At 40.4% G+C, this 26,605-nt stretch carries 28 protein-coding genes; 23 read left to right on the top strand and 5 right to left on the bottom strand.

Going from position 1 to position 26,605, the window contains the following annotated elements; translation table 11 throughout:
- Positions 1 to 36 precede the first annotated feature (36 nt).
- The 9 genes from FTV17_RS06885 to FTV17_RS06845 all read left to right on the top strand — a co-directional run bounded on the left by FTV17_RS06885 (position 37) and on the right by FTV17_RS06845 (position 7,464).
- Complete coding sequence (locus FTV17_RS06885; protein ID WP_179998702.1) at positions 37 to 1,371, top strand: acetamidase/formamidase family protein; 1,335 nt, start codon at positions 37 to 39, stop codon at positions 1,369 to 1,371.
- A gap of 110 nt (positions 1,372 to 1,481) precedes the next feature.
- Complete coding sequence (locus FTV17_RS06880; RefSeq protein WP_179998701.1) at positions 1,482 to 2,684, top strand: aromatic ring-hydroxylating dioxygenase subunit alpha; 1,203 nt, start codon at positions 1,482 to 1,484, stop codon at positions 2,682 to 2,684.
- A gap of 11 nt (positions 2,685 to 2,695) precedes the next feature.
- Positions 2,696 to 3,049: a hypothetical protein gene (locus FTV17_RS06875; protein ID WP_179998700.1), complete on the top strand. Its 354-nt coding sequence runs from the start codon at positions 2,696 to 2,698 to the stop codon at positions 3,047 to 3,049.
- Positions 3,050 to 3,061: 12 nt separating this feature from the next.
- Complete coding sequence (locus FTV17_RS06870; RefSeq protein ID WP_179998699.1) at positions 3,062 to 3,553, top strand: nuclear transport factor 2 family protein; 492 nt, start codon at positions 3,062 to 3,064, stop codon at positions 3,551 to 3,553.
- A gap of 34 nt (positions 3,554 to 3,587) precedes the next feature.
- On the top strand, positions 3,588 to 4,859 hold the full coding sequence (locus FTV17_RS06865; protein ID WP_179998698.1) for a styrene monooxygenase/indole monooxygenase family protein: 1,272 nt from the start codon (positions 3,588 to 3,590) through the stop codon (positions 4,857 to 4,859).
- Positions 4,846 to 5,370, top strand: coding sequence for a flavin reductase family protein (locus FTV17_RS06860; RefSeq protein WP_092766728.1), 525 nt, complete (start codon positions 4,846 to 4,848; stop codon positions 5,368 to 5,370). The genes FTV17_RS06865 and FTV17_RS06860 overlap by 14 nt, the downstream gene beginning before the upstream one ends.
- Complete coding sequence (locus tag FTV17_RS06855; protein WP_179998697.1) at positions 5,367 to 6,137, top strand: SDR family oxidoreductase; 771 nt, start codon at positions 5,367 to 5,369, stop codon at positions 6,135 to 6,137. The genes FTV17_RS06860 and FTV17_RS06855 overlap by 4 nt, the downstream gene beginning before the upstream one ends.
- On the top strand, positions 6,134 to 6,466 hold the full coding sequence (locus FTV17_RS06850) for a non-heme iron oxygenase ferredoxin subunit (RefSeq protein WP_168379990.1): 333 nt from the start codon (positions 6,134 to 6,136) through the stop codon (positions 6,464 to 6,466). Before FTV17_RS06855 ends, FTV17_RS06850 begins: the two co-directional genes overlap by 4 nt.
- Positions 6,467 to 6,471: 5 nt before the next feature.
- Positions 6,472 to 7,464: a 2Fe-2S iron-sulfur cluster-binding protein gene (locus tag FTV17_RS06845; protein ID WP_218945299.1), complete on the top strand. Its 993-nt coding sequence runs from the start codon at positions 6,472 to 6,474 to the stop codon at positions 7,462 to 7,464.
- A gap of 35 nt (positions 7,465 to 7,499) precedes the next feature.
- Here the strand turns inward: FTV17_RS06845 and FTV17_RS06840 are convergent, their stop codons facing one another.
- Entirely contained in the window at positions 7,500 to 8,147 is a 648-nt protein-coding gene (locus FTV17_RS06840; RefSeq protein ID WP_168379989.1) for a response regulator transcription factor, read from the bottom strand.
- Entirely contained in the window at positions 8,138 to 9,625 is a 1,488-nt protein-coding gene (locus FTV17_RS06835; RefSeq protein WP_179998695.1) for a PAS domain S-box protein, read from the bottom strand. Before FTV17_RS06835 ends, FTV17_RS06840 begins: the two co-directional genes overlap by 10 nt.
- Before the next feature lie 387 nt (positions 9,626 to 10,012).
- Here FTV17_RS06835 and FTV17_RS06830 point away from each other — a divergent pair, with 387 nt between their 5' ends.
- The 5 genes from FTV17_RS06830 to FTV17_RS06810 all read left to right on the top strand — a co-directional run bounded on the left by FTV17_RS06830 (position 10,013) and on the right by FTV17_RS06810 (position 13,423).
- Positions 10,013 to 10,900, top strand: a complete 888-nt coding sequence (locus FTV17_RS06830; RefSeq protein ID WP_179998694.1) for a DMT family transporter — start codon at positions 10,013 to 10,015, stop codon at positions 10,898 to 10,900.
- Between the two features lie 170 nt (positions 10,901 to 11,070).
- Positions 11,071 to 11,556 (top strand): urease accessory protein UreE, encoded by a 486-nt coding sequence (ureE, locus tag FTV17_RS06825; RefSeq protein WP_179998693.1) that lies wholly within the window; start codon positions 11,071 to 11,073, stop codon positions 11,554 to 11,556.
- Positions 11,543 to 12,208, top strand: a complete 666-nt coding sequence (locus FTV17_RS06820) for an urease accessory protein UreF (protein WP_179998692.1) — start codon at positions 11,543 to 11,545, stop codon at positions 12,206 to 12,208. The genes ureE and FTV17_RS06820 overlap by 14 nt, the downstream gene beginning before the upstream one ends.
- 20 nt (positions 12,209 to 12,228) lie before the next feature.
- Positions 12,229 to 12,843: an urease accessory protein UreG gene (ureG, locus tag FTV17_RS06815; protein ID WP_179998691.1), complete on the top strand. Its 615-nt coding sequence runs from the start codon at positions 12,229 to 12,231 to the stop codon at positions 12,841 to 12,843.
- A 10-nt stretch (positions 12,844 to 12,853) separates the two neighbouring features.
- Positions 12,854 to 13,423, top strand: a complete 570-nt coding sequence (locus tag FTV17_RS06810) for a HupE/UreJ family protein (protein WP_179998690.1) — start codon at positions 12,854 to 12,856, stop codon at positions 13,421 to 13,423.
- Between the two features lie 59 nt (positions 13,424 to 13,482).
- Here the strand turns inward: FTV17_RS06810 and FTV17_RS06805 are convergent, their stop codons facing one another.
- A complete protein-coding gene (locus FTV17_RS06805) occupies positions 13,483 to 15,393 on the bottom strand; it encodes an ATP-binding cassette domain-containing protein (RefSeq protein ID WP_179998689.1) in 1,911 nt (636 codons plus the stop codon).
- 34 nt (positions 15,394 to 15,427) lie between these two features.
- Between FTV17_RS06805 and FTV17_RS06800 the strand changes: the two genes are divergently transcribed.
- On the top strand, positions 15,428 to 15,673 hold the full coding sequence (locus tag FTV17_RS06800) for a SlyX family protein (RefSeq protein WP_035266784.1): 246 nt from the start codon (positions 15,428 to 15,430) through the stop codon (positions 15,671 to 15,673).
- A gap of 112 nt (positions 15,674 to 15,785) precedes the next feature.
- A complete protein-coding gene (locus FTV17_RS06795; protein ID WP_179998688.1) occupies positions 15,786 to 16,796 on the top strand; it encodes a hypothetical protein in 1,011 nt (336 codons plus the stop codon).
- A gap of 40 nt (positions 16,797 to 16,836) precedes the next feature.
- On the opposite strand, the gene FTV17_RS06790 is transcribed toward FTV17_RS06795, so the two are convergent.
- Entirely contained in the window at positions 16,837 to 17,583 is a 747-nt protein-coding gene (locus FTV17_RS06790) for an SDR family oxidoreductase (protein ID WP_179998687.1), read from the bottom strand.
- Positions 17,584 to 17,851: 268 nt separating this feature from the next.
- Between FTV17_RS06790 and FTV17_RS06785 the strand changes: the two genes are divergently transcribed.
- Both FTV17_RS06785 and topA read left to right on the top strand, forming a co-directional pair.
- Positions 17,852 to 18,301 carry a hypothetical protein gene (locus tag FTV17_RS06785; protein ID WP_092766741.1) on the top strand — a complete coding sequence of 150 codons (450 nt, stop codon included), beginning with the start codon at positions 17,852 to 17,854 and terminating at the stop codon, positions 18,299 to 18,301.
- 31 nt (positions 18,302 to 18,332) lie between these two features.
- Entirely contained in the window at positions 18,333 to 20,972 is a 2,640-nt protein-coding gene (gene topA, locus FTV17_RS06780) for a type I DNA topoisomerase (protein ID WP_179998686.1), read from the top strand.
- A 55-nt stretch (positions 20,973 to 21,027) separates the two neighbouring features.
- Here the strand turns inward: topA and FTV17_RS06775 are convergent, their stop codons facing one another.
- The gene (locus FTV17_RS06775) at positions 21,028 to 21,543 is read right to left on the bottom strand and encodes a hypothetical protein (protein WP_179998685.1); all 516 of its coding nucleotides are present in this window, start codon (positions 21,541 to 21,543) and stop codon (positions 21,028 to 21,030) included.
- Positions 21,544 to 21,676: 133 nt separating this feature from the next.
- Here FTV17_RS06775 and FTV17_RS06770 point away from each other — a divergent pair, with 133 nt between their 5' ends.
- From FTV17_RS06770 to FTV17_RS06750, 5 genes are all read left to right on the top strand, one after another.
- A complete protein-coding gene (locus tag FTV17_RS06770) occupies positions 21,677 to 22,819 on the top strand; it encodes a glycerate kinase (RefSeq protein WP_179998684.1) in 1,143 nt (380 codons plus the stop codon).
- Between the two features lie 102 nt (positions 22,820 to 22,921).
- Positions 22,922 to 24,910: an ATP-dependent helicase gene (locus tag FTV17_RS06765; protein ID WP_179998683.1), complete on the top strand. Its 1,989-nt coding sequence runs from the start codon at positions 22,922 to 22,924 to the stop codon at positions 24,908 to 24,910.
- An 80-nt stretch (positions 24,911 to 24,990) separates the two neighbouring features.
- On the top strand, positions 24,991 to 25,242 hold the full coding sequence (locus FTV17_RS06760; protein WP_035266766.1) for an RNA-binding protein: 252 nt from the start codon (positions 24,991 to 24,993) through the stop codon (positions 25,240 to 25,242).
- 298 nt (positions 25,243 to 25,540) lie between these two features.
- A complete protein-coding gene (locus tag FTV17_RS06755; RefSeq protein WP_179998682.1) occupies positions 25,541 to 25,867 on the top strand; it encodes a hypothetical protein in 327 nt (108 codons plus the stop codon).
- A gap of 194 nt (positions 25,868 to 26,061) precedes the next feature.
- Positions 26,062 to 26,565 carry a DUF6586 family protein gene (locus FTV17_RS06750; RefSeq protein WP_179998681.1) on the top strand — a complete coding sequence of 168 codons (504 nt, stop codon included), beginning with the start codon at positions 26,062 to 26,064 and terminating at the stop codon, positions 26,563 to 26,565.
- The last annotated feature ends 40 nt before the right edge of the window (positions 26,566 to 26,605 follow it).

Genomic DNA, 26,605 nt, shown 5'->3' with positions numbered 1-26,605 from the left:
ACCCAAACATTAGAGCAAGCATATAGAGGTAAGGCCATGAAAATTGAGAATCAAGAATATGCAGCAGGCAGTGCTGGAGCTGTCGATTATTTAGTGGTGAATGAGTTTTCAGGCGGTATCGTCGGACCGAGTCAACGTATGCTTGGCCCTTTAAAAAATGGTGGGACACTTAAAACTGGTACACCTCCAGGATGCTGGGGTCCCATGATTACACCTGCATTCCAAGGTGGGCATGAAGTAACACTGCCTGTCTTTATTGAAGGTGCAGAGGTGGGCGATGCTGTCGCTTTAAAGATAAAACACATGCATGTGACCTCTACGGCGACCTCATCTGGTGTGATGCAATTTGTTGAGGGGCGTTATAAAGGAGATCCATTTGTTGCGAAATATTGTGAGGCATGTGGTACTGAACAGCCTGCAAGTTATGTAGAAGGGATTGGCGACGACGCGATTCACTGTAAAAACTGTGGTGCAGAAGTCAGTGCTTTTCGCTTTTCACATGGTTATGTGATCGTGTTGGACGAAGAAAATAAAGTGAGTTTGACGGTCAATCAAGAGATTGCCAACAAGTTAGCTGGTAATGCCAATGAGCTTTCTGCATTACCTGAACATGCTGCACAGCATTCAATCTTGTCGCTTGCACGTGCTGATATGCCAGGGGTTGCTGCGCATATGCGTCCATTCCTCGGAAATATTGGTACGACACCTTCACGTGACTTACCAGACTCTCACAACTGCCACGACTTTGGTCAGTATTTGATTGATGCACCGCATAAATTCGGGATGACTGAAGAAGAACTTATAGCAGCCAAAACAGACGGTCACATGGATACCAATTCGATTCGTCCAGGCTGTATTTTGATTTGTCCTGTGAAAGTACCAGGTGCAGGTATCTACATGGGGGATATGCATGCGCAACAAGGCAATGGTGAAATTGCAGGACATGCCACGGACGTTTCAGGCGAAACAGAATTACAAGTGGAAGTGATTAAAGGTTTAACAATTGACGGCCCAATTTTACTTCAAGCACCAGATGACTTACCACCAATGGCACGTCCATTTACCAAGGAAGAGCGTGAAAAAGTGAAAGCTTTAGGTGCGCGTTGGGGACAAACTGAGATTGAGAAAAGTGGTCCAATCACATTTATGGGAACAGGTAAGAACCTCAATGATGCAACGGACAATGCTTTAAATCGAGCGGCAAAAGTCACAGGTTTAAGTGTGGATGAGGTTATGAACCGTTGCACCATCACAGGCTCTATCGAAATCAGCCGTTTACCAGGAATGGTACGTGCAACCTTCTTATGTCCAATGCCAATTTTAGAAAAATTGGGGATCGCAAACTTAGTTCGCGAACATTACCAACTTTAATTCATCACGTGAACGGCGGTTGATTCAGATGATTCAAACGCTGTTCGCAAATAAGCATGAAATTTACTGAACTTAAAACTTAGAAACGAAAACTTGAACAGGAATGTCATATGAACAGTAATGCAAAACTCCGTTGGGGCGATTTATATCCAGAACTTGGTATTGAGCCTATTCCAACCGAACCATGTATTTCGCCAGAGATCTATCAAGAGGAAATTGAAAAAGTTTTCTCAAAAGTTTGGTTGAAAGTGGGGCGTGTAGAAGAAATACCAAAGAAAGGCGACTACAAAGTTAAACGCTTAGATTTTGCTAAAACCTCAGTCATTTTAATGCACGGTAAAGATGGTGAAATTCGTGGATTTCATAATATTTGTTCACACCGTGGCAATAAAGTTGTGGTGGAGACTGGCAATGAAACTTTTGGTTCAAATAAAGCTGCAGTCGTGACTTGCCGTTTCCATGGCTGGGTTTACGATGCTAAAGGTGATTTGGTTAGTGTACCTGAAGAAGAAAAATTCACTTCTTGTTTTGATAAAGGTCATAACGGTCTTGCACCTATTCGTACCCAAGTTTGGGAAGGATTTATCTTTGTTAATCTTGATAATGATGGAACACAATCTGTTGAAGAATTCCTCGGTGATATGGGTAAACATTTAGGTGGCTACCCATTCCATGAAATGGAAGAGTGCTTTGCTTACAACACCTTATTGAATTGTAACTGGAAAGTGGCACATGACGCGTTCGCAGAAGCCTATCACGTTGCAACCATTCATGCTGGCTCTTTCCCGAATGTCTTTGCTTCAGGCTTACAGGAAGTTCAGTTGTTTGGTGATCACCGTACTTGTGCAGTGTGTCTGACCAAGAATGCCAATCCAAAACCTGCTGCAGCATTGTCGGGTGAAATCACAGGTGCTTCTTTAGTCAATCACTATGAACGTGTTCAGTTACCAAAAACAGTCAATCCAAATGACCGTGATGACTTCTCTTTCGAACTGTCTGTCATTTTCCCAAACATTTTGGTGCACGTGACTGAAGGGGTGTGGTTTACGCATCAATTCTGGCCAGTTGGGCACAATCAAACACGTTGGGAAGGTCGTTATTACATTCCTAAAGCGAAAACTTATTCGGAGCGTTGGGCACAAGAATTTGCACAAATCTTACAACGTAACGCTTGGTTAGAAGACACCGCAACCATGGAAGACACTCAAGAAGCACTTGAATCTAAAGCGAAAAAAGTGATGCACCTTCAAGATGAAGAGATCTTGATTCGTCACGGTTACCACGTACTTGAACAATATTTAAATCGCGCATAAGGAGAATGCACATGTCAAACATCATTTCACAGTTGCCAGCTGACTTTGCAAGCTTAGAACCTTTTGTTGCGAAATGGGCTTTAGGAACGGGTAAGCAACGCCATGAAGCGCGTTTGAATTCAACCAAAGAAGAATTGCAAGCATTTTACGATGCTATTTTGCCCGAAATGCGCAAGCTACTTGCCGCACTCGATCAATATGCCCTAGGGACCTTACCTGAAGAGCTTCATAAGTTGTATTGGTTAAGTCTCAGCTTTGCTGAAGTTGCACCACACATCGAGCTTTATAAGGGTTCAGTTGGCGTACCGTATGCATTTGCGGAGAACCGTTTCATTTATGAAACTGGTGACGTGGTCAACGTTTAAGAGGAATACAGGATGAGCCAGCACAATCTAGAACAGCGTTTGCATTATCTGGAGGCCTGCGAGGCGATTCGTGGCCTGATCGGTCGCTATGCAACAGCGGCTGATCAGCGCAACAATCCAGCCATTTTACAGCATGTATTTCACCAAAATGCCGTTTGGTGTGCTAAGGGTTTTGGGGAGTATCAAGGACGTCAAAATATTTTAGAGGCATTGTCCAATATTGCAGAGGCTCAAGTGTTATGGAGCTTACATATTATGGCCATGCCCGATATACAGCTCCTAGATCAAGACCATGCAAAGGCAACTTGGATGTTATGGGAAGTCTGTAATTTAGCCGAGGAATCAACAACAGCCGCAACAGATCAAGTTAAACCTGCAACGACCTGTTGCTTAGGTGGATTTTATAAAACAGAAGTAAGTCGGAATGAGCAGGATGAATGGAAATTTGATCGCGTTGAATTAAATTTGACCTTCAATCAACCCTATCCGAACACAGTTAAATAGGCACTGAATCAATACGGCCTAAGGGGAATTCAAGATGAGAAAAATTGCAATTATCGGTGGTGGACAAGCAGGTTTATTACTGGCGTTCTCGCTACTCGAAAACAAATATGATGTCACTTTATATGTAGATCGCCCTGCGGATGAGTTGTTACATGGTCGTATGGTCAGTACCACAATGTTTTTTGAAGGAACTTTAGAGTTAGAGCGCAGATTGGGCTTAAATTTTTGGGATGGGAAAGCGCATCGTGGTCAAGCATTGCATGTCGATTTTCGTGCACCAAACGGCGATATCATGTTACCTGTGACAGGTTTTTTACATGATAATGACGGTATTGCCATGGACCAACGAACCAAATATCACCGTTGGTTAGAGGAATATCCGCGCCGTGGTGGCAAGCTCATCATTCAAAATGTCAGTCCAGAAGATTTGGAAGTAATCACTGCTGAAAATGATCTGACGATTTTGGCAGCAGGTAAGGGCAATATCACGAGTTTATTCAAACGCAACGAATCACGTTCAGTGCATCAAACGCCGCCACGTAAATTGGCTGCAGCACTCGTCGTAGGTGATGATTTATGCGGTCCAAACAGTTGGCAAGGTCAACCATCTCAGACTTTGCATTTTAATTTTGTTGCAGGTGCAGGCGAATACTTCAGTATGCCGTTCTATAGTCACACGCATGGTCCATGTCGTAGTTTCTTATTTGAATGTGTACCGAATGGTCCAATGGATATCTTCGATGATGTGACATCTGGCGAAGAAATGGTCCAACGCATGAAAGAAGCGGTTGCCAAAGTAACACCAGATCAAAGCTTCCGTATGGTCGATAATATGGAATTAAGTGATCCAAACGCATGGCTCAAAGGTGCATTCCGCCCTGAAGTTCGAGATCCTGTTGCAACCTTAGATAACGGTGCAAAAATTTGGGGGATTGGAGACACTGTCATTGTAAATGATCCAATCGCAGGACAAGGCGCAAACAATGCAACTCGTATGGTGGAGCATTATTTAGCTGCGATTTTAGCACGAGGTGATGAAGACTTTAGTGCAGATTGGATGACAGAAGTATTCGAGCAATTCTGGGAAAAGTCAGGTCGTTATACCACAGAATTTACCAACTTGCTGTTAAACCCACCAAGTGAAAGCTTATTGCAAGTGTTAGGCGCAGCATCGCAAAACCAAGCCATTGCAGATGATTTTATGGGGCATTTCAACAATCCATGTGGTTTCTGGCCAGCGGTAGATGGTGAAGCTGGGGCAAAAGAATACTTGTCACGAAAGGAGTTTCAACATGCAGCTGCCTGAATTACTTTGGCAGGATGTTGATCTGGCGGAAGCGAAATCGCTCCGTCAGGCATTTGGTGGCTTTGCGACAGGAGTGGCGATCGTCACTTGCCTAGACCAAGATCAACAACCTGTAGGGTTGACGATTAATTCCTTTAGTTCAGTGTCTTTAGATCCTGCATTAGTGTTATGGAGTTTAGTCAATCATTCTCCAAGCCGATCTATTTTTGAAAATGCTGAATACTTCGCCATTAATATTTTAGGTGCACATCAGCAGGAAGTAGGCTTAAACTTCGCTAAGCCGATTGCGGACAAATTTCAGTATGGTACGTGGAAAATTCAAGGTTCGAAAGCACCTGTTTTAGAAGGATGTGTCGTGCAATTTATTTGCAAAAGAGCTCAACAAATTGAAGCGGGTGATCATCAAATCTTCCTCGGTAAAATTGAGCAATGTCGCCACAGTAATCAACGACCTCTGCTGTTTTGCAAGGGACAATTTAATGAATGGCCTGAGTACAAGGAGGTTTCATGACAGACTTAGATGGAAAAGTCGTCTTGGTGACAGGTGGTGCGACACATATTGGTCAAGCCGTAGTCCAAGAGTTGAAAGGCTTAGGTGCACAGGTCATTGTTGCTGATATTAATCAAACTCAAGGACAGCAAGTTGCACAATCAACCCAAGCTCAGTACGAATTTCTAGATCTCGCTAATGATGAAAGTATTCGTAACTTAAGTGGAAAACTCACTCAGTTAGACGTCTTGGTTAACCTAGCGTGTTTGTATGAAGATCATGGATCTGAATCTACACGTCAAGATTGGCAAAACACGTTCAATGTCACGGTATTTGGTCACGCAGCGTTAGTACAAGCATGTCGACCACTTTTGAAAAAAAGTACTGATGGTGTAGTAATTAATATCAGCAGCGTAAGCGCACGTATTGCACAAAAAGAACGCTGGGTCTATCCAGCATCTAAAGCAACTTTAGAGCAACTCACACAAAGCATGGCACTGGATCTAGCACAAGATGGTATTCGTGTACATGCACTCTCATTAGGTTGGACTTGGTCCGTCCCAATGCAAATGATTTCCGGCGGAGACCGCGCCAAAACTGATCAAGTGGCAGGACGTTTCCATGTGTTAGGACGTATTGCGGATGCCGAGGAAGTCGCACAAGCATTAAGTTTGTTGTGTAGCCCGAAAGCAAAATTACTGACAGGTAGTGTGATTCATGCCGATGGTGGTTATCACATTCTAGGTCCTGAAGCCACAGATTCACCCATAGAGGAGTTAAGCCAATGAACATTAAAATGACCAATGTTGCTGAGAAATTTTTGTGTTCAACCTCTGATGTGGAACAGGGTGAGGGACTACAAGTCATCATTGACGGTTATCCGCCATTGGCAGTATTTCACTTAGAAGATGGCGAGTTCTATGTCACCGATGATACCTGTACACATGGTGATGCATCATTGGCAGATGGTGAAATTGATGGCTGTGAAGTGGAGTGCCCATTTCATGCAGGTGCATTCGATATCAAAACAGGTGAACCTTGTGGGGCGCCATGTACGATTCCACTGAAAACCTATCAATCCATCGTGCGTGAAGATAAAGTCTATTTGGTGGAGTGATGCCGATGTATAAAATTCAAATTGAAGGTCAAGGCACATTCAACTGCGCAGCGGATGATGTATTGCTTCGCGGTGGCTTACGTGAAGGGTTAGGCATTCCTTACGAATGTAATGCGGGTGGTTGCGGGACGTGTAAAATCGAAGTCCTGTCAGGTGAAGTGGAAAATTTATGGGCAGATGCACCTGGATTAAGCGATCGTGATAAACGTAAAGGTCGGTTACTGGCGTGTCAATGTCGTCCTAAATCGGATTGCGTGATTAAGCTTCGTTTAGATGAAAAATGCGTACCCAAAGTGATTCCAAAAGTACAAAAAGTGAAGCTTAAACATGTGCAATTGGTGACTCATGATATTTTGGAAGTACATTTGCAATCCGATGAACCTGCACAATTTATCCCAGGGCAATATGCCTTAGTTTGGGTGAATCAAGAGTTACTTCGTGCCTATTCGATGTCCAATCTGCCGAATGACGACGGTTTATGGGTCTTCCAAATCCGCCGTGTTCCTGATGGTAAGATGACCAATGTACTGTTTGATGAACAGTTGCGTGAACAAGCAGAAATACAAATTGATGGTCCATACGGTTTAGCACATTTACAAGAACAACCTCGTCCGATTGTCTGTGTGGCAGGCGGTTCAGGTCTTGCCCCCATGTTAGCGATTGCACGTGGTGTTGCAGTCAATCCACATTTGAAAAATCACAAAGTCTGGTTTTTCCATGGTGGACGTGAACAGCGTGATTTGTTCACTGAAAATCAATTACGTGACTGGACAGAATTAGGGGAACGCCTCAATTATGTACCTGCAACCTCCTCTGAATTCATTGAAGGTATCCGTTCGGGGTTTATTCATGAAGTGATTCAAGATGTATTAGGCGAACAGTTGCTTGAGCATGAAATTTATTGTGCAGGTCCGCCACCGATGGTGAAATCTATTGAACAAATGGCCCATCAAGCAGGTATTCCACAACAACAAATTCATTTTGATCGTTTCTTTTAATCGAAGATATCATTTTTCTCCCCCTCAGGCGATGGTTAACCCATCGCCGGTATTGAGCGATCACGACACATCAAGACCATATTGACGATCTGTGCGATAGATTCAGTTCCTAATTTCTGACGAATATGAGTGCGGTGAATTTCTACTGTTTTATGGCTGATATTCAACATTTGTGCGATATGTTTACTCGAAAGTCCATCGACCAATAAATTGATAATCTCACTTTCTCTTGGTGATAAAGATTTCAATTTAATCATCTGCTCTTGACGTTTTTCTTCTTCAATAAAGTCTTGTTCAGCAAGTTGCAGACAGGCTTGGATTTGATTAAGCATATGCTGTGGATTAAAAGGTTTTTCTAAAAAATCAAATGCCCCAGCTTTCATCGCATTGACCGACATTGGAATGTCGCCGTGACCAGTCATGAAAATGATTGGCATACGGATTTTTTGTTGATTCAATTGTTGTTGTAGTTGCAAGCCACTCATCCCTCGCATACGAATATCAAGAATTAAACATGCAGGCGTTTGCGGGCGCTGAAAATTCAGGAATTCAGTCGCACTATTGAATGTTTTAGTTTCGAGTTGCACTGAATCAAGCAACCATGTGAGTGAATTACAAATGTCTTGATCATCATCTATCACATACACAATGGGCTCGGGAACATGAGAATTAGTTAAATACATTTTGCACGCTCCTGTGCTGCTAAAGAGATATTAAAAATAGCGCCGGACTCACCTTCACAGACCCATAAATAACCATGATGGTTTTCAATGATGCTTCGAGACAGAGTTAAGCCAATACCCATGCTGTTGTTTTTACTTGAATAGAAAGATTCAAAAATTTGTTCTGGATTTTGCCCTTCGAGTCCAGGCCCATTATCTGCAATTGCAATTCGAGCATGTTGGTTATGTTGCCAAGTGCGGATATAAATGTCCCTTTCACCCTCAGGGTTAGTTTGTAGAGCATCGACCGCATTGAAGACGAGATTGATAATGACTTGGCTAAAGAGCGTTTCATCTGCTGATATAAAAATAGGCGAAACACTTAATTCATAATGGATGGTACATCCACCTTGATCTGCTTTAAGCTTAATCAAAGGATGTAACTCTTGAATAAGATGACTCACAGAATGAATCTGGAAATTCGCTTCGCCTTTACGTAAAAAGCTTCTCATGCTGTGAATAATGCCATTGACGCGATGTGTTTGATTTAAAGCAGCATTGAGGGCATCAAGAGTCTCTTGTGTGTTGGCTAAACCGTTTTGAATGCGAATAATACTACCTCCAACGTAATTGTTGAGTGCAGCCAGTGGTTGATTTAATTCGTGGGCGAGCGCTGTAGCCAGTTCGCCCATCGTTTTGCAACGTGACATATGACCAAGTTGCTTTTCACGAGCACGTGCTTTTTCTTCAGCTTCAATACGCTCAGTGATATCACGATAATTCACCAATATTCCCTGAATATCAGGGTGATCTAATAAGTTACGATAGGTTGCCTCGTGGTGTCGCCATTTTCCATTGTGGTGCAAGATTTTGTAATGAATCACACCAACTGCACGTTGTTCTGTTTTCTTAAATAGAAGCTGTCTGACTTTAATACGATCATCAGGATGAATTGCAGTTAACACATTCTTATTGAGTACAAAGCGATCCCGATAACCAAGAATACCTTGTAATGATGGGCTGGCATAAAGTAGTTTGCCTTGTAAGTCGAGAATAGCAATTCCATCTCCCGAATGCTCAAGCAGCATTTTGAAATATTGATCTTTAGACTGTAGAGCATATTGATACTTTTTGATTTCGCTGATGTTACGTACTAGAGCGAGAAGCTTTGGTTCATTTTCAATCTCAACTTTTTTAAGACATACTTCAACTGGGATATGACGTTGGTCTTGAGACTCTATTAACCATTCAAATGTGATTGCTTCGTCTGTTGTATTGGCGGCCTGTTGAACTTTTCGGAGTGCATGATGCAAATCAAAACCATGTTGAAAAGCACTGATCTTTTCAACGTTCATTTGTGTCAATTCAGATTTACTATATCCAGTAAGTTCTACAGCGGCTTCATTGGCATCCATAAATTGGACACTGCCAATATCATGTACAAAAATTGCATCGCCCGCTTTATCAAAAATAGTTTGATAATATTGTAAGCTGGTCATTGTAGGTCCTTACCTGAGATGGCTTCCGGCTATCGGGTATAGGGTGAAATATCGTCACTGATAAATCATTTTTTTTATAAGTAAATACTGCATTAAGGGGCAGCATCTTGCAATTAGACTTAGGGTCTAATTACATACTTTTAACATATAAAAATATTCATGTGAAAAATTTATCAGTGGTCTCAATGTTATGCAATTTAGATACCATGTTACTTCAACTGATTTAGGTGACAGCTACATGAGGAATGTTGGCTCAAAAAATATCATCTTTTCATTTAACGAATAAAATCAAACTTTATGCTATCTACATACAATCCTTTTTTTATTAGTTATTACATTTGATGAGGCATAAACTAAAAAGTCTATTGTGCGATAAAAGTGAACAGTATGGCTTTTAGTTGGATCCTATTTACCCTCATGGCTGCATTTATGCAGGCATGGCGCAATGCTTTTCAAAAACAACTGAGTACCACAGTCGATGTATGGGGCGTCACCCTTGCACGCTTTATCTTCGCCTTGCCTTTTGCATTGATTTATTTGAGTAGCCTTTATTATTTCTCGCCTGTAACAGCGACTATTCAATTCACTAGCCAATATTGGATTTATATTTTTATTGCAGGCATTAGCCAAATTTTAGCCACTGCATTGATGGTGCAGTTATTTAAACAAAAAAACTATGCGATTGGCGTGGGACTGGCTAAAAGTGAAGCGATCTTAGCTGCAATCATTGGCGTTGCTTTTCTCTCTGATCATTTGTCATGGTTGGCATGGTTTGGTGTTTTGCTAGGCGCTTTTGCTGTGTTTCTGTTGAGTCGGGGACATGGTTTTACTGGATTTTCACCCAAAACACTGATGATTGGCATCGGAAGTGGTTTGTGTTTTGCTATCACTTCACTATTGGTCAGAGAGGCCAGTCTTGAACTAACAATGTTGCCAACAATTCATCGCGCTGCATGGGTATTACTGTCGGTGATTGGCTTTCAATGTTTGAGTATGCTTTTGTATCTCAGTTTATTCAGTCGTCAAACCTTGCTGGCGATGTGGCAACGTCTAGGACTGACCTTTAAAGTCAGTGTATGTAGTTTTATGGCATCACTTGGATGGTTCACCGCCATGAGCATGATGAGTGTACCAGTGGTGAAAACACTCGGTCAGATTGAGATTTTGTTTAGTTTGTTGATCTCCGCTTACTTCTTTAAAGAAAAGTTAGCGAAAGCCGAACATTGGGGATTAGCCTTAGTTGTAATTGCAGCAATCTTGGTGATCTGGGCTTAAATATTTTTAGAGATCATCAAATATTATTTAATAAGAAAGAAGGGGATGCACCAATAGATTTCATGTTGGCATGAATAATGCTTAATTTTGATGCGTAAATGGATTGATGTTGACAAGACATTTCGCGAGTTGAAATTAAAGTAAAGTATTCAAGCGACAATAGGAAAGGCATGAAAATCTATACTCAAAGAATAGAAGCAGTGACAGAAGATCAAGCTTTCGAAACCGTGCAACTCAACTTTGATACACGACAAAAGAGCCGTTTTCGTGCAACTTTAGTTTCAGGGTGCAATATTGGTGCAGATTTACCGCGCACAGGTATTCTTCGCGGCGGATCATTTATTGCAACTGAATCAGGTGACTTACTGCGGGTGGATGCGTTGCCCGAACGCCTAATGTGTGTCCAAGCTTCTTCTGAATTTGAGCTTTTGAAAGCAGCCTATCATTTGGGGAATCGTCATGTCCCTCTTATGCTCACGCCTAGTGCACTATATTTTGAACCTGATCATGTCTTAGCCGAAATGGTCGAAGGATTGGGTTTAATGGTCACGGAAGTGGATCATCCATTTGAGCCAGAAAGTGGTGCTTATGCTCAGCATGCACATGATCATCGTCTAAGCCCAATCAAAGCGATTCATGCTCATGCGCATCACTAATGCAGCTCACTTACTCAAACTGTTAACTTTGTCCTCTACAGCTTTGCCTGTAGGCGCTTATTGCTATTCGCAAGGTGTTGAAAGTGCGATCGATCAAGGTTTGATTAATGACGAGCAATCCAGTATTGCTTACTTCGAAGAAGTTCTGGAAGTGCTTTTGGTTCGTTTTGAGCTACCTGTCTTGAAGCGTTTGATGCAGGCCCATGATGATGAACAGCAGTTTAATCATTGGGCGCAATTGTATCGTGCCAGTCGTGAAAGTCGTGAGTTATTAGCTGAATCTCAGCAGTTGGCATTTTCCTTGAACGCATGGATTAAAGATGTGCTGAAAATGCCCGTTACGGTCAAAAAACAACTTGGATTTGTACCCGTATATGCTCAGTTATGTGGGCGATTGGATCTGAATATCGAAGATGTTTTAACGGCTTATACGTTTACTGTTTTAGAAAACCAAGTGCTTGGCGCAGTCAAAACTGTGCCGCTCGGTCAGATGAGTGGTCAACGAATTTTGTGGCATTTACATGGCTTAGTCCCAGATGCCATAACGCATGCAATGTGTATAGAAGATCATCAACTTAGCAGTGCCTTACCTCAATATGCCATGCTCAGCATGTCGCATGAAACACAATATTCACGCTTATTTAGATCTTAAAAAAACATAAGGAATAAATGATGTCAGAACGTTCTCCTTTACGTGTCGGAATTGGTGGACCAGTCGGCTCTGGTAAAACAGCACTGACTTTAAATTTATGCCGTGCATTGCGTAATAAATACAATATGGCGGTGGTGACCAATGATATTTACACCAAAGAAGATTCCAACTTCTTAACCCGTCATGAAGCCATGTCGCCAGATCGAATTGTCGGTGTGGAAACAGGTGGTTGCCCACATACCGCAATTCGTGAAGATGCTTCAATCAACCTTGCGGCAATTGATGACCTATGTGAAAAATTTGATGGCTTGGAGCTCATCATTATTGAAAGTGGAGGAGATAATTTAGCGGCTACTTTTAGCCCTGAATTGTCTGATTTAACCCTCTATGTGATTGACGTTGCTGGGGGGGAAAAAATTCCACGTAAAGGTGGTCCAGGCATTACCAAGTCTGATTTGCTCATTATCAATAAAACGGATCTTGCACCGATGGTCGGAGCAAATCTTGAAATCATGGATCAAGATGCAAAACGTATGCGTGGTGAGAAACCATTCCTATTTTCAAATATGAAAACAGAAGACGGTTTATCGGAGATTATTGCATTTATTGAAAAGCAAGGTTTGTTTAAAGCTTAGGGAGATAGAGATGAATATGATAAAAAAAATAGCTTTAATGAGTATATGGTTTGTCTCTGGACTCGCGTTTGCACATCCAGGGCATCATCATCACGATGCCAGTTTTTGGACAGGATTTATACATCCTTTCACAGGGCTTGATCATTTAATGATGGCACTCAGTTTCGGCGTTTTGATGTGGAGCATGTCTAAAATTTGGAAGATGATTGGAGCATGGGGCTTGCTTACAGCGCTCGTTGCTGGATTCAGTTTAGGTGCGCATGGAATTATTCCGACTGGCGTTGCAGAAATTGGAATTGTAGGTTCATTGTTCATCTTAGCTGTAAGTTTATGGACCAAATCGAACGGAGTTTTCCCAATTGCAGCAGTGTTGCTATCAGTTTTTCATGGTTCAGCACACGGAGCTGAATTAGCGATGAATGGAAATGTTGGCGTTCAGATTTTAGGCATGATTACTGCCATGGCAATGATTTATGCTCTTGGATTGGGTTTAGGGGCATTGATGGTGAAATTTGTTCCACAAGGTAAAAAGATTGTAGGTGTGCTAGCAGCATTGGTTGCAGTAATTGGTTTAGCGTGATCAAACTTGGCAAAATAAAAAAACTCCGCAAGCGCGGAGTTTTTTATTCACTTGGGTAATCAGCCACCATTCGCAAGACTTTCAAGCACTTCCCAGCGCTCTAATTTCTCTAAAAGTAACTCATCAATTTCAGTAAGTCGAATTGAAAGTTGAGTTGCTTTGTCACTATCTGTCACAAATAAAGATCCATCTGCTAAAAGCGCATTAATCTCAGCTTGTTCCTTTTCCAAAGCTTCCATTTCAGCAGGAAGTTGTTCTAAAGCACGTTGATCTTTATAGCTTAGTTTTACTTTTTTAATCGCTGGTGGAGGGGTTGCTGCCGCTTCAGCTTTTGCAGCCGCTTTCTTCACCGCAGATTTCTGATCGACAACAGTTTGATCAGGACGTTGCATGAGGTAGTCTTGATAACCACCCACATATTCATCGATATTGCCTTTGCCATCAAATACCCAAGTTGAAGTCACAACATTGTCCATGAAGGCACGGTCATGCGAAATAAGAAGCAATGTTCCTTTGTAGTCGCTGAGCATCTCCTCAAGTAGTTCAAGTGTGACCATATCCAAGTCATTGGTTGGCTCATCCATCACGATGAGGTTCGATGGTTTAAGTAGTAATTTCGCCAATAAAATACGGTTACGTTCACCACCAGAAAGGGCTTTTACAGGCGTACGAGAACGCTCAGGTGAGAACAAGAAATCTTGTAAATAGCTATAGATATGTCGACGCCCACCATTTATATCGACAAAGTCTGACCCTTCAGCCACATTATCTTTTACTGATTTTTCAAGATCGAGTACATTACGGAGCTGGTCAAAATAAGCCACTTCGAGTTGAGTACCTGTTTTGACCGTGCCCGTATGTTCTTGTTGACCTAAAATTGCTTTGATCAGCGTGGTTTTACCGACACCGTTGTCACCGACTAGACCAATACGATCTCCACGGAGCACCAGTGCATTGAAATCTTTGATAATTGGAGCATTGTCACCAAATTGCACACTGAGGTTTTCAATTTCGAAGATCACTTTGCCTGAACGTTGAGCATCTTGGGTAGCCATGCTCACTTTGCCTTGCTGCGAACGACGGGCTTTAGATTCTTCACGTAATGCTTTCAGGGCACGTACACGACCTTCGTTACGGGTACGACGTGCTTTAATGCCTTGACGAATCCAAACTTCTTCTTCTGCTAGCTTTTTATCGAACAGCGCATTTTGTTTTTCTTCAGCTTCCATCTGTGCAGCTTTGAGTTCGAGGTAACGTGAATAGTTCCCTTCATAACTGCGTAAGATGCCACGATCCAGTTCCACAATACGTGTAGCAATACTGTCTACAAATGAACGGTCATGCGAAATGAAGAGTAATGTTAGATTATTTTGATCGAGTAAGAATTTTTCTAACCACTCGATACTTTCAACATCTAAATGGTTCGTTGGTTCGTCGAGTAACAACACATCAGGTTGAGTAAGTAATGCGCGTGCAAGAAGCACACGACGTTTACGACCACCTGAAAGATCAGCTAAATCAGCATCAGGATCAAGTCCCATTTTACTGAGAATTGAATTCACTTTAGTTTCAAGTGCCCAACCATCTAATTGGTCCATTTTATGTTGCAAGTTACCCATGCGATCGCAAGCTTCCATATCACCAAGTACGCAAGCTTCGCTTGCTTCGTGATAAGCTCTAAGAACAGAAGCTGCTTCTCCTGCGCCATCTGCCACAATATCTGCAACACGTCCCGAGTCCATCGGTACATCTTGAGCCAGCATAGAAATGGTGATGCCATTTTGCAGGGAAACTTCACCAGCATCAGGCAATAAACTTCCATCAATGAGTTTAAGTAAAGTAGACTTACCCTCACCATTACGGCCAATCAAACACACTCGTTCGCCGCGTTCTAAACTAAAATTCGCGCCGTCGAGTAAGTACGGTCCACCAAATGCGAGTTGGACGTCCCTTAAGGTAATATAGGCCATAATGTTTCCTGAAATCCCCTGATGAGGACTTATAATGTCGAATCAAAAAAATCTAAATGAGCAGGCGTCATTTTCCGCACCCATAGAAGATTTGCAAGTCCGAATTGCATTTTTAGATGAATTAGTTGATCAGTTAAATATTCAAATTGCGTTACAAAGCCGTGAAATCAGCGATTTAAAGAAACAAATGCAAATTTTGTATCAACGTGTTGAAGCTACTCATGCTGACGATGGTGTTGCTCCATTTGATCCAATTTTGGATAAACCTCCACATTATTAAGATGTGACATAAATACTGATTATTTATTAAGAAGTATGCGTAAATAGTTTGACCTTTGATATGAAGGTCGTTGTAATAGTCTTTTCACTTGCCGAATTCTGAATCTTATCCTATGAGCGCTAAAGTTGTCCTAATAGATCTTGAAAATAACATGCCGACTTCGACGTTATTTCGGGAGATTGTGCAACATTACACCACGACCTATCTATTTCATTCGAAAGGGAGTTTCCATTACAGTCTCAGTGATTTGACTGAATTTGCGAGTTGGATTAGTAGTGGTCAAATTGTCATTTTAGAAATGCTTGAGGCAAAAGAAAAAGAATTTGAGTACGCTGTGATTGTGGGGCAAATCTTGGCATTGGTTGAGCATGGCGCAGAGATTGATGTGATTTCTGCACGAGACTGTAGCACGATGTTGGCTGACATGATACGAGCTTCTGGCATTCAATGTAATTTGATACAGGTACAACCAGAGCAACCTGTGTCAAAACTCAAATACAACGTGCCTTCAGTTGAAACTATTCGTCAAAATCATGATTTATTTAGAGTAAAGCAATATTGTGATGTTGTGGTTCGTATGGAAGGGAAGCCAAACACCTTAGCTAAGCTTAAAAACTCGATCGAGAACACGTTGAGAATAAATGACGAGCACAGCGCTAAATTGATTGGCATGCTCATTAATTTAAAGGTAATTAAAAAAGATGGTGAGCAAATTTCCTTTCGTAAAAAGGTATTAAAGCAGTGGGCTCAATTGGATATGAATGTTGATGAAGATGTAGTAGCAGACCACAAGCTTGGTCAGGTAGATGCGTTATTGGCGAAGCTACATATCGAAGCAAAAGACATTTTAGCTGAAGTTGAAGAGTCACAAGATATTCAGCACATTCAGAGTGATTTGTTTAAAAATTTTGAAAAAATAGATCCCGTCCAGCTGGAAGTCATCCAAAAATTGAATGCTTTAAAATCCGGAAAACCTAAAGATATTTATGAACTGCGTGATTTATTAGAACAACTATTTCCAAAATCAGATGTGCGGTTATTGCTTAAGGAAATGATTGATAAAGGATATATTTATTGGAATGGTCATGAAGTTCTATATAGTCACGAAATGTTTTTGAATTAAATAATAAAAGTCCATAGTCATATACTATGGACTTTTAAAATTATAAATTAACTGCACCACCATCAAGTAATAGTTCACTACCAATCATGTATCGAGATTCATCAGAAGCAAGATAGATGAATGCAGATGCAACTTCCTTCGCTGTAGCCATTCGTTTGGCTGGTACTAGCTTCGAAATACTAGCAATCATTGCTTGTTTGATTTCTGGTGTTGGTGCAACTTTGTCAAATGCAGGTGTGTCGGTTGGTCCTGGAGATAACAAGTTAAAACGGACTTTTTGCTCGATAAACGTTTTAGATAATGTGCGAACTAAAGAACGAAGTGTAATTTTTGAAGCTGCATATAAATCACTATGATCTAAGGCAAAATGCATATCGGCTGTTCCATTAAAAATAATAGAAGCATTTTCATTAAAAATAGAAGCTGCCGCCTGTACAAAGAAAAAAGGGCCTTTGACATTGGTATTAAAAATTGCATCAAAATCTTCAGGAGTCCAAAGCTCAAAAGGTTTATGCATGACATTGCCTGCATTTAAAAATACAGCATCTAATCGAATATTTTGATTTTTAAGTTGGTTGACTAACTCTTTTTGATCATCAATGAGTGATATATCACTGACAATGCCTAGAGTTTGTTGAGGATACTTCTCTTGTAATCTGTCTATATTTTCTTTATTTCTACCTGTAAATATAACAAAAGCACCCTCTTTAATACTTTGTTCCAAACTCGCTAAACCTATTCCACTTGTTGCACCTGTGATTAAAATATTTTTATTTGCTAATCGCATAATGTTGACCGTAATTGTGAGTATAGAAAATAATTTTATATCTCTATAAAAAGTTAAAATCACTCACATAAAGGATAGTAAGTATTTTCAAAAAATAGATTACAGTTTTTAAATTTGATGTTTTTTTAATAGATGTATAAAAATGAAATTAGTGGATTGTTAGTAATACAAAACACGGTAAAAAAGAAAAATTATAGTTAATCTTATTTTAAACTTGCGTTTTATATTCGGCTTATGCAACTCTAATATAAGAAGCAAAAGGTGAACTATGGAAAATGCTGGACTTTGGATAACGATTCTTATCGTTGTTTTTGTGCTGGGCTCGATCTTCGGATTACGTGTAAATCCAAGAGAAAAAGCTTTGGGGATCATGCGTGAGAAAGCGCGAAAAATGGGATTACACCCACGTTTGATTGCTGCACCTTCATGGACCAATATTCCAATGGCATCAGAAAATCGTGCCAGTATGGTAGCGTATTACAGCGTTATCATTCCTGATGGTCGCCTACCCTTAATGCGCGCATTGGTTGAAAATGAAAAACTCAATGTTGTTCACGGAAACGAGAAATTTAATGATTTCCCCATTGCATTAAAAGGGATTTATGCTATTGATATGCAGTCTAATTGCGTCGGTTTGTACTGGAAGGAAGAAGAAGATCTTCATGCTACACAACTTGATGAAATGAAAGCACTTTTACACAAATTGGCTGAAATTTAATTTTTTAATCTTATAGGAATAACGGTTCACTATGGCGAATGCTCCTAAGTCCACATCCAAAAGCGCTACAGCTCAATCGTCAGAAGCTGGGAAAAAACGTGCTTTAGTGATCGTCGAGTCGCCTGCTAAAGCGAAGACCATTAATAAATACTTAGGTTCAAACTACATTGTGAAATCATCTGTGGGTCATGTCCGTGACTTGCCAACAGGTGCTTCAAAAAGTACGGATAAGAAACCAGTAACACGTACCAAACAGACTGCTGAAGAGAAAGCTGAAAAAGCTCAACAGGCACTGATCAATCGTATGGGGGTAGACCCTGAGCACGGTTGGAAAGCACACTATGAAGTGCTTCCTGGTAAAGAAAATGTTGTTTCAGAACTGAAAAAGCTTGCTTCGCAGGTTGACGAGGTCTATCTCGCAACCGATTTGGACCGTGAAGGAGAAGCAATTGCTTGGCATTTAAAAGAAGTTATTGGTGGTGATGACTCTCGTTATAGACGTGTGGTTTTCAACGAAATTACTAAAAATGCCATTCAAGAAGCATTTAAACAGCCTGCTCGTTTAGATATTGATAAAGTCAATGCACAACAAGCACGCCGTTTCCTTGATCGTATTGTTGGCTTTATGATTTCACCACTATTGTGGGAGAAGATCGCACGTGGTTTATCTGCGGGTCGTGTACAGTCAGTTGCTGCGAAACTTGTGGTAGAGCGTGAGCGAGAAATTCGTGCTTTTATTCCTGAAGAATATTGGCAAGTTTTTGCAGATACCAAATCTAAAAAAGATGATATTCGTTTAGAAGCAGTCAAACAGTCAGGTAAGACATTAAAACTTCAAAACAAAGCACAAACAGATGCTTTATTGGATGTTTTAAAAGAAGCTGAATTTAAAGTTGCTGCCCGTGAAGATAAACCGACCAAAGTTAATCCGAGCGCACCCTATATCACATCGACCTTACAACAAGCAGCAAGTACTCGACTTGGTTTCTCTGTAAAGAAAACAATGACGATGGCACAGCGCTTGTATGAGGCAGGTTATATTACCTATATGCGTACCGACTCTACATTCTTGAGTGATGATGCGGTCAATATGGTACGTGGACATATCGAAACCGAGTATGGTGAAAAATATCTTCCTGCAAAGCCAAACCGTTTTGGAAATAAAGCAGGTGCGCAAGAAGCCCATGAAGCGATTCGTCCATCAAACGTCGCGTTGAAGGGTGATCAGCTTGCGGGCGTAGATCGCGATGCTCAGCGTCTATATGATCTGATTTGGCGTCAGTTTGTTGCATGTCAAATGACACCTGCTGAATATTTGTCTTCGACAATCTTGGTCGATGCAAACGGTGTAGAACTTAAAGCTAAAGGTCGTACTTTGGTATTTGATGGCTTTACGAAAGTACGTGGCCAGAACAAGTCGGATGATGATGTTTTACTGCCTGCTGTGAAAGTGGGTGAAGTTCTGCAACTTCAAAAGTTAGATCCTTCTCAACATTTCACTAAACCACCTGCACGTTTTACAGAAGCATCATTGGTGAAAGAGCTTGAGAAAAAAGGCATTGGTCGTCCTTCAACTTACGCAGCGATTATTTCAACGATCCAAGATCGTGGCTATGTGAAATTGGATAACCGTCGTCTCTATGCAGAGAAGATGGGTGAAATCGTTACAGATCGTTTGGACGAAAGTTTTAACAACTTAATGAATTATGCATTTACTGCAGATCTAGAAGGTCAACTGGATAAAGTTGCAGATGGTGAGCGTAATTGGAAAGAGTTATTAGATAGTTTCTATGGTGATTTTAAGAAACGTCTGACTACTGCACAGGGTGAAAATGGCATGCGCCGTAATCAGCCTGTTGAAGTTGATGCTGTGCATTGTAAAGAATGTGATCGTCCGATGCAGATTCGTACCGGTACCACAGGTGTATTCTTAGGTTGTTCTGGCTATAACTTACCACCGAAAGAACGTTGTAAAGGTACACTTAACTTAACGCCAGTAGAGTCCTTGGCCGCATTATCTGATGATGAGTCTGCAGAAACCGCAGATTTAATGTCGAAAAAACGTTGCCCAATTTGCGAAACAGCAATGGATAGCTATGTTATTGATGGTGGTCGTAAACTTCATATCTGTGGGAACAATCCAGACTGCGAAGGTTTTGAGCTTGAAGAAGGTGAGTTCAAAATTAAAGGGTACGATGGTCCAACAATTCCATGTGACAAATGCGATGGTGAGATGCAGTTAAAGACAGGGCGTTTTGGTCCTTATTTTGCCTGCACAAGCTGTGAAAATACACGTAAAGTATTGAAGAACGGTCAACCAGCGCCTCCTCGTGTCGACCCGATTAAAATGGAACATTTGCGCTCAACGAAACACGACGACTTTTTCGTATTACGTGATGGAGCAGCAGGCTTATTCTTAGCAGCAAGTAAATTCCCTAAAGTACGTGAAACTCGTGCTCCTAAGGTTGCGGAATTGCGTACGGTTGCTGAACAGCTAGATCCAAAGTATCAGTTTATTCTGCAAGCGCCAGATACTGACCCTGATGGAAACCCAACTTTAGTGAAGTTTAGTCGTAAAAATCAAGCGCAATATATTGGTTCTGAAACGCCTGAAGGTAAACAAACGAAATGGTCTTTGATTTACCAAGATGGTAAATGGATTGAAGCTTAACGTTTAAATAACAGAAAATGCTGACTTAGGTCAGCATTTTTTTATGACATTAAATTTATTGTCTTACACATACTCTTGAGAGATTTTCTATTTCTGTATCAAATAGAATGAAATTCGCAATCATTTCTTTGTTATCGAGTTTTTTAATTAGTAATTTCACAGCATCAGGATCAGCTAAAGCTGATTTAAGGTTTAATTGCTCTTCAACTCGAGCATTGTCCATTTCAAATTTCAGTAATTTATTTTGATCAATTGTGAGTATATGTTCTTGTAAACTCCATTGAGCTTCAGATTGGGTATAAGCAATTGCTTTCTCGTTATCTTTAATAAAGGTCATTTGATTTTTTTCAAAATATTGACCATTTGGTTTGAACTCAGACACTATTTCGCTTTTCGCAGCATAACCCATGTAATCCATTTCTTCAGTACATTTCCATTTGGCTGAAAGTGCTGATAATTGAATATTTTCACTACTGTGTGAATTGGTTGCAGACGAGCTGGTAGCTTGATTACATACAAAAATGAATGTACACAGCACTAAAGTTTTTTTAAATATTTGATATTTTTGCATTGTTATACCGTTATTTTTTTGGGGAATTGTAAGTTTATTACAATATATATAAGGGTTCTATTTGAAAAATTGAAAATCTCAATGTAATAAATAAGTATCTGAATTAATTTAAATATGAGAATAGCAATAAAGTATGCAGCAAAGGATAGAAACTTTTATTTTGGCTCCCGACTCTTTCAAAGAAAGCATGCCTGCTGAGCAGGTATGCATGATTATGAAAAATGCAATCCATAAAGTCTTACCCGATGCACAATGTATTTTGAATCCAATGGCAGATGGTGGTGAAGGAACCATTGATGCATTGGTGATGGCAAAATCAGGATTAAAAATCGCGTGCGAAGTACAAGGTCCATTCGCTGATCAGCGTGTCATGACTCATTTTGGATTAATTGATCAGGGACAAACAGCAGTCATTGAAATGGCGAAAGCCAATGGCATTCATCTCATACCACCTCATTTAAGAAATCCTTTGTTCACTAATACTGTCGGAACAGGGCAACTGATTGTTGCAGCTCTCGAATTCGGTGTGAAAAAGATTATCATCGGATTAGGTGGGAGTGTGACCAATGATGGTGGTGCTGGTATGGCGCATGCTTTGGGCGTGAAATTTATTAATCAATATCATGAAGCATTTGAGCCAACAGGTGGAAACTTAAACCAAATCGATTCCATTGATGTGTCACAACTCGATCCAAGATTGACTAAAACAGATATTGTTATCGCTTCAGATGTAAACAATCCATTATGTGGTCCACTTGGCGCATCGTACATTTTTGGTCCGCAAAAAGGGGCTACACCTGAAATGGTGCAAGTATTAGACCTTAATTTATCGCACTTTGCTGGGGTGATAGAGCAGCAGCTTTTAGTCGATTTATGTCATCGATCTGGTGCTGGCGCAGCAGGTGGGTTGGGATTTGGTTTGATGGCATTTACAGGCGCAGATATTCGATCGGGTGCTGAATTAATCATTGAGGAAACTCAATTGTCTGAAAAAATTGCGCAAGCTGATTATGTATTTACGGGTGAAGGTAAAATTGATGCTCAGACTCAATTTGGTAAAACCCCATTTGCCGTTGCTCAAGTTGCATATCGGCATAACAAGCCTGTATTTGCATTCGCTGGTAGAGTTGGTGAAGGGGTAGAACCATTGTACGAACAAGGATTTCATCACATCTTTAGTATTAATCCACTGGATCAAATTTTGTCAGAATCCTTGAAAAATGCAGTTCAGAATTTAGATTTAACGGTACAAAATATCGTAAGGCAGTATATCTAATTCTCTATGTAAGTGGGCTTTGAGGTTTAAAACTGAAGCGTGTTTGTATTTTCTAAATCTAGCTCTGTTAAACTATTGTTATTGTAAAATTGATGAGTAGCGATGAGTTTAGACAGCCTGATTGATGAATTAAATCCTCAACAAAAACAAGCTGCAACCACAGAAGCCTTACATAGTTTGGTGTTGGCGGGTGCGGGCTGTGGTAAAACCAAAACGATTGTGGCACGTGCTGCTTATCTCATTGATCAAGGTGTACCCGCCAATCAAATTCAAATTTTGACGTTTACGCGTCGTGCTGCCAGTGAAATCGTGGCGCGTGTCGAATTGGCACTCGGTGAACAAGCAACGGGATTACGAGCATCAACATTCCATACTTTTTGTATGTACTTACTGCGTCGTATACCAAAAGCTTTCGGCTTAGCGCAATTCTCAATTATTGATCGTGATGATCAACTCATGATGTTTCGCTTGATACGTGGTAAAGACGATAAAAAGAATCCCAATCAGCTCCCGAAGCCCGCTGAATTATGTGATCTGTATTCATATGCCAGAAATACGCGTCAAAAGCTAAGTGTCGCCTTAGAAAAGCAGATGCCTGAATTCTTAGCAATGAAAGACCTGATTGCAGAAATCATGAAAGAATATGAAACTCGAAAGCAGGCACGTAGCTTTCTTGATTATGACGATATTCTTGCGAACGTGGCATCAGCTTTAGCACAGTCTGAGGGGCTAGTCGATTATGTGGCTTCGATTTGCAGACATATGCTCGTGGATGAAATGCAAGACACCAATCCATTGCAATGGGCGCTGTTAGAGCCTTTAAAGGATCGAGTAAGTTTGTTTTGTGTCGGTGATGATGCTCAATCGATTTATGGTTTTCGTGGAGCAGATTTCGAAAATATTCATCACTTTAAAGAGCGTGTGCCAGAAGCTCAAATTTTTAAATTAGAAAAAAACTACCGATCTACTCAAGAAATTTTAGATTTATCAAATTGGTTGCTTGATCAAAGTGAAATTAAATACGACAAGCGCTTAGATGCGTATCGAGGTACAGGCGTAAAACCTAAAATTCATATTTTCCCGAATGAATTTGATGAAGCAAAATGGATTGCCATAGATATTAAAGAGCGACATTTGCTTGAGGGAAGTCCTTGGCGCGATCATATGGTTCTGGTACGTTCAAGTTTTGCAGCTCGTCATATTGAAGCAGCTTTCATTGCAGCCAATGTTCCGTATCGATTTATTGGTGGTATGAAACTTCTTGAAACTGCGCATGTTAAGGATTTACTGAGTTTACTACGCGTCATTGCCAATCCTTCAGACGATATTGCATGGATGCGTTTTTTGACGCTTTGGGATGGTGTTGGTGATGTTGGCGCAAGCCGTTTAGCGCAACAGTTGTTACAGGACCCTCAAGATGACGTCATTGCGGAAAAACTAGAAAAATTTGGACGCATTCCTGCTGAGGCTCTACTCATTATGAAGCAGTTGAATGTGTTAAAGACTGAAGTTAAAGCTTGCGTAAGCTTGGCAATTCAGGCAATAGAGATTCAGTTGAGTGAAAATTACAAAAAGGATTGGGGGCGTCGTCAAGGAGACTTTGAGTTGGTGAAACAGTTAGCTTCAAAACATACTCAGTTAAGTGAGTTTTTAGAAGCCTACGTGCTTGATCCAGTTTCAATCAGTGAAATCGAACGTCAGTCAGATACTGATGTTGTGACTTTGATCACGATACATTCTGCGAAAGGAACTGAACAAAAAGTTTGTTACGTGGCGAATGTGACACCTGGTCAGTATCCACACGCAAGAGCTCAAGGGGATTTTGATGAAGTTGAAGAAGAACGCCGTGTCCTTTATGTGGCACTTACCCGTGCACAAAATGAATTGATTCTAACCAAGCAAAATTTGGTGACGTGGGCGAGGGAACAAGTCGATGAACAGGGGCGAAAAATCGAAAGCTATTTTCTCAATGATCTTTCAAGACATTTGTGTACAAGTGAAACACATTATAAAACCAGACAGCAAACGGTTAAGAGTGCTTTGATTGAGCGACAGTCGATTAATTTAGATTTTGGGATTGATCTCGATTAAACTATCTAGATTGTTTCATACAAAAAGTAGAGTAGGCGCGTACTTTTTGGTTTTTTTGCCTATCTTCTTAAGGTTTTTTCATGAAAATTTTAGTTCGTAACTTAGAGCGCAGCATTACTGAAGCTGAGATTCTGGAGTTATTTCAGCAGTTTGGAACAGTAGACTCATGTACATTGGTGTTAGATGCTGCAACAGGCAAATCGAAAGGATTTGCCTTTGTTGAAATGCCACATGGCCGTGAAGCTGTGAAAGCAATTAAGGGGCTGAACACCCGTAAAGTTAAAGGTGCAGGTATTCGAGTAAAAGCTGCAGACGAAAAGCCAGAAGCATAACTTGATGTCTAAATAAAGTAGGAGCAGTTATTGCTCCTTTTTATTTGATATTTTATTTAATTTCACTAATAAATATGAATTTTTTTTAGCTTTTTTAACCGACTTTTGTACTTTGAAGAATTGACATATTTTTGAAATTTATTTCTGTTATATATTAATATTTTTATTAAAAAACATACACTTAAAATCACATTTATATACAAATTATTGTGAAGTATATCTTAATAATAGATTGAATAAGTTTGAGTGATGTGTGTAGTATAAAAGCTCCATTATAAAACCCCAAAAGGTTATAAAAATGTCTATTCAAGAATTAAATCATCTAGAAACAGAAATCGTATCAGGTGCAGGTACGTTAATCGGTGACACGCTTCAAAACGCATCAAACTTATTTTCGAGCACATTGAATGTTCAAGCTCCAATTTGGAAGCCACTGAGCCTAATTCCTGGTATTGGTACAGTTCATCAAGCAATTGATGTTGGCTTCCTTACAATTTCAGAAGGTCTTTACAAGGCTGGAACACTGTTAGGTGGTGATCAAGATCAGGTCAAATTTCATTATGACAATGAAAAAGGCGATGGGACTTATAATCCATTAGGAATTTTTAAGGGTCTTGTTCGCTAACATAACCTTAGATTCATTCGAAAGGGTCAGCCATGCATTTGGCTGGCTTTTTTATTTAAGCAGTATGCATTAATCATCAAGCTTTCAATCAATCTTGTTGATCTAAAATTAATCTTTATTTTTTTCTTAAAAGCATTGCGTGATATGGCGTCAACATTTAAGTTGTATGACATAAATGTTGCTAGGAAGTTTTCATGTCTCGTGTTGCTCGTTTTCATGCAGATCGCACTAATCAAAAACTCTATTTTGCTCGTCTATCATGTCAGCAAGCAGAACAGACAGATCATATTCAACAAGCTCAAGCCCATCGTGAAGCGGCAGTCTTTCATTTGCATGGAGCGGTCTTGGCATTTTTGCAAGAGTTGGTGCGTTATTACCGTTTAAATGATTTTTCACCGACATTAAAATCTATTGAAGAGCATATGGCTGCTAAAGGGCAAATTTCTCCAGAAATCAACGTGTTACAGCATCTTGCAAAGGATGGTTTTATTGCAGAACTAAAGCGCGCTTATCGTATGTGCCAGTATGCACCTGAACCAAGTGCACCAGAACCTGAGGATGAGACTTCTTCAAATCTTATTATTAAAGTCACGCAGACACCTCAAGCGTGGTTGCCAGACACTCAAATTCTTCGAGAGTGGCATCGTGACTTAACCCATCTTATTGACGGTTTTCGTAACGAAATGGTTGAGTTTTAATTGTAATCATGACAGTTTTAAATGATTAGACTTGAAATAT

This window comes from Acinetobacter sp. YH12239, assembly GCF_013417635.1.
Taxonomy (GTDB): domain Bacteria; phylum Pseudomonadota; class Gammaproteobacteria; order Pseudomonadales; family Moraxellaceae; genus Acinetobacter.
Note: the sequence above shows the minus strand (reverse complement) of the source record. Positions and strands in the feature narration are given on the sequence as shown.

Bases quoted from the DNA above. Each gene is read 5' to 3' on its own strand.
- FTV17_RS06885 (WP_179998702.1), top strand. From the start codon at position 37: ATGAAAATTGAGAATCAAGAATATGCAGCAGGCAGTGCTGGAGCTGTC.
- FTV17_RS06880 (WP_179998701.1), top strand. From the start codon at position 1,482: ATGAACAGTAATGCAAAACTCCGTTGGGGCGATTTATATCCAGAACTT.
- FTV17_RS06875 (WP_179998700.1), top strand. From the start codon at position 2,696: ATGTCAAACATCATTTCACAGTTGCCAGCTGACTTTGCAAGCTTAGAA.
- FTV17_RS06870 (WP_179998699.1), top strand. From the start codon at position 3,062: ATGAGCCAGCACAATCTAGAACAGCGTTTGCATTATCTGGAGGCCTGC.
- FTV17_RS06865 (WP_179998698.1), top strand. From the start codon at position 3,588: ATGAGAAAAATTGCAATTATCGGTGGTGGACAAGCAGGTTTATTACTG.
- FTV17_RS06860 (WP_092766728.1), top strand. From the start codon at position 4,846: ATGCAGCTGCCTGAATTACTTTGGCAGGATGTTGATCTGGCGGAAGCG.
- FTV17_RS06855 (WP_179998697.1), top strand. From the start codon at position 5,367: ATGACAGACTTAGATGGAAAAGTCGTCTTGGTGACAGGTGGTGCGACA.
- FTV17_RS06850 (WP_168379990.1), top strand. From the start codon at position 6,134: ATGAACATTAAAATGACCAATGTTGCTGAGAAATTTTTGTGTTCAACC.
- FTV17_RS06845 (WP_218945299.1), top strand. From the start codon at position 6,472: ATGTATAAAATTCAAATTGAAGGTCAAGGCACATTCAACTGCGCAGCG.
- FTV17_RS06840 (WP_168379989.1), bottom strand. From the start codon at position 8,147: ATGTATTTAACTAATTCTCATGTTCCCGAGCCCATTGTGTATGTGATA.
- FTV17_RS06835 (WP_179998695.1), bottom strand. From the start codon at position 9,625: ATGACCAGCTTACAATATTATCAAACTATTTTTGATAAAGCGGGCGAT.
- FTV17_RS06830 (WP_179998694.1), top strand. From the start codon at position 10,013: ATGGCTTTTAGTTGGATCCTATTTACCCTCATGGCTGCATTTATGCAG.
- ureE (WP_179998693.1), top strand. From the start codon at position 11,071: ATGAAAATCTATACTCAAAGAATAGAAGCAGTGACAGAAGATCAAGCT.
- FTV17_RS06820 (WP_179998692.1), top strand. From the start codon at position 11,543: ATGCGCATCACTAATGCAGCTCACTTACTCAAACTGTTAACTTTGTCC.
- ureG (WP_179998691.1), top strand. From the start codon at position 12,229: ATGTCAGAACGTTCTCCTTTACGTGTCGGAATTGGTGGACCAGTCGGC.
- FTV17_RS06810 (WP_179998690.1), top strand. From the start codon at position 12,854: ATGAATATGATAAAAAAAATAGCTTTAATGAGTATATGGTTTGTCTCT.
- FTV17_RS06805 (WP_179998689.1), bottom strand. From the start codon at position 15,393: ATGGCCTATATTACCTTAAGGGACGTCCAACTCGCATTTGGTGGACCG.
- FTV17_RS06800 (WP_035266784.1), top strand. From the start codon at position 15,428: ATGTCGAATCAAAAAAATCTAAATGAGCAGGCGTCATTTTCCGCACCC.
- FTV17_RS06795 (WP_179998688.1), top strand. From the start codon at position 15,786: ATGAGCGCTAAAGTTGTCCTAATAGATCTTGAAAATAACATGCCGACT.
- FTV17_RS06790 (WP_179998687.1), bottom strand. From the start codon at position 17,583: ATGCGATTAGCAAATAAAAATATTTTAATCACAGGTGCAACAAGTGGA.
- FTV17_RS06785 (WP_092766741.1), top strand. From the start codon at position 17,852: ATGGAAAATGCTGGACTTTGGATAACGATTCTTATCGTTGTTTTTGTG.
- topA (WP_179998686.1), top strand. From the start codon at position 18,333: ATGGCGAATGCTCCTAAGTCCACATCCAAAAGCGCTACAGCTCAATCG.
- FTV17_RS06775 (WP_179998685.1), bottom strand. From the start codon at position 21,543: ATGCAAAAATATCAAATATTTAAAAAAACTTTAGTGCTGTGTACATTC.
- FTV17_RS06770 (WP_179998684.1), top strand. From the start codon at position 21,677: ATGCAGCAAAGGATAGAAACTTTTATTTTGGCTCCCGACTCTTTCAAA.
- FTV17_RS06765 (WP_179998683.1), top strand. From the start codon at position 22,922: ATGAGTTTAGACAGCCTGATTGATGAATTAAATCCTCAACAAAAACAA.
- FTV17_RS06760 (WP_035266766.1), top strand. From the start codon at position 24,991: ATGAAAATTTTAGTTCGTAACTTAGAGCGCAGCATTACTGAAGCTGAG.
- FTV17_RS06755 (WP_179998682.1), top strand. From the start codon at position 25,541: ATGTCTATTCAAGAATTAAATCATCTAGAAACAGAAATCGTATCAGGT.
- FTV17_RS06750 (WP_179998681.1), top strand. From the start codon at position 26,062: ATGTCTCGTGTTGCTCGTTTTCATGCAGATCGCACTAATCAAAAACTC.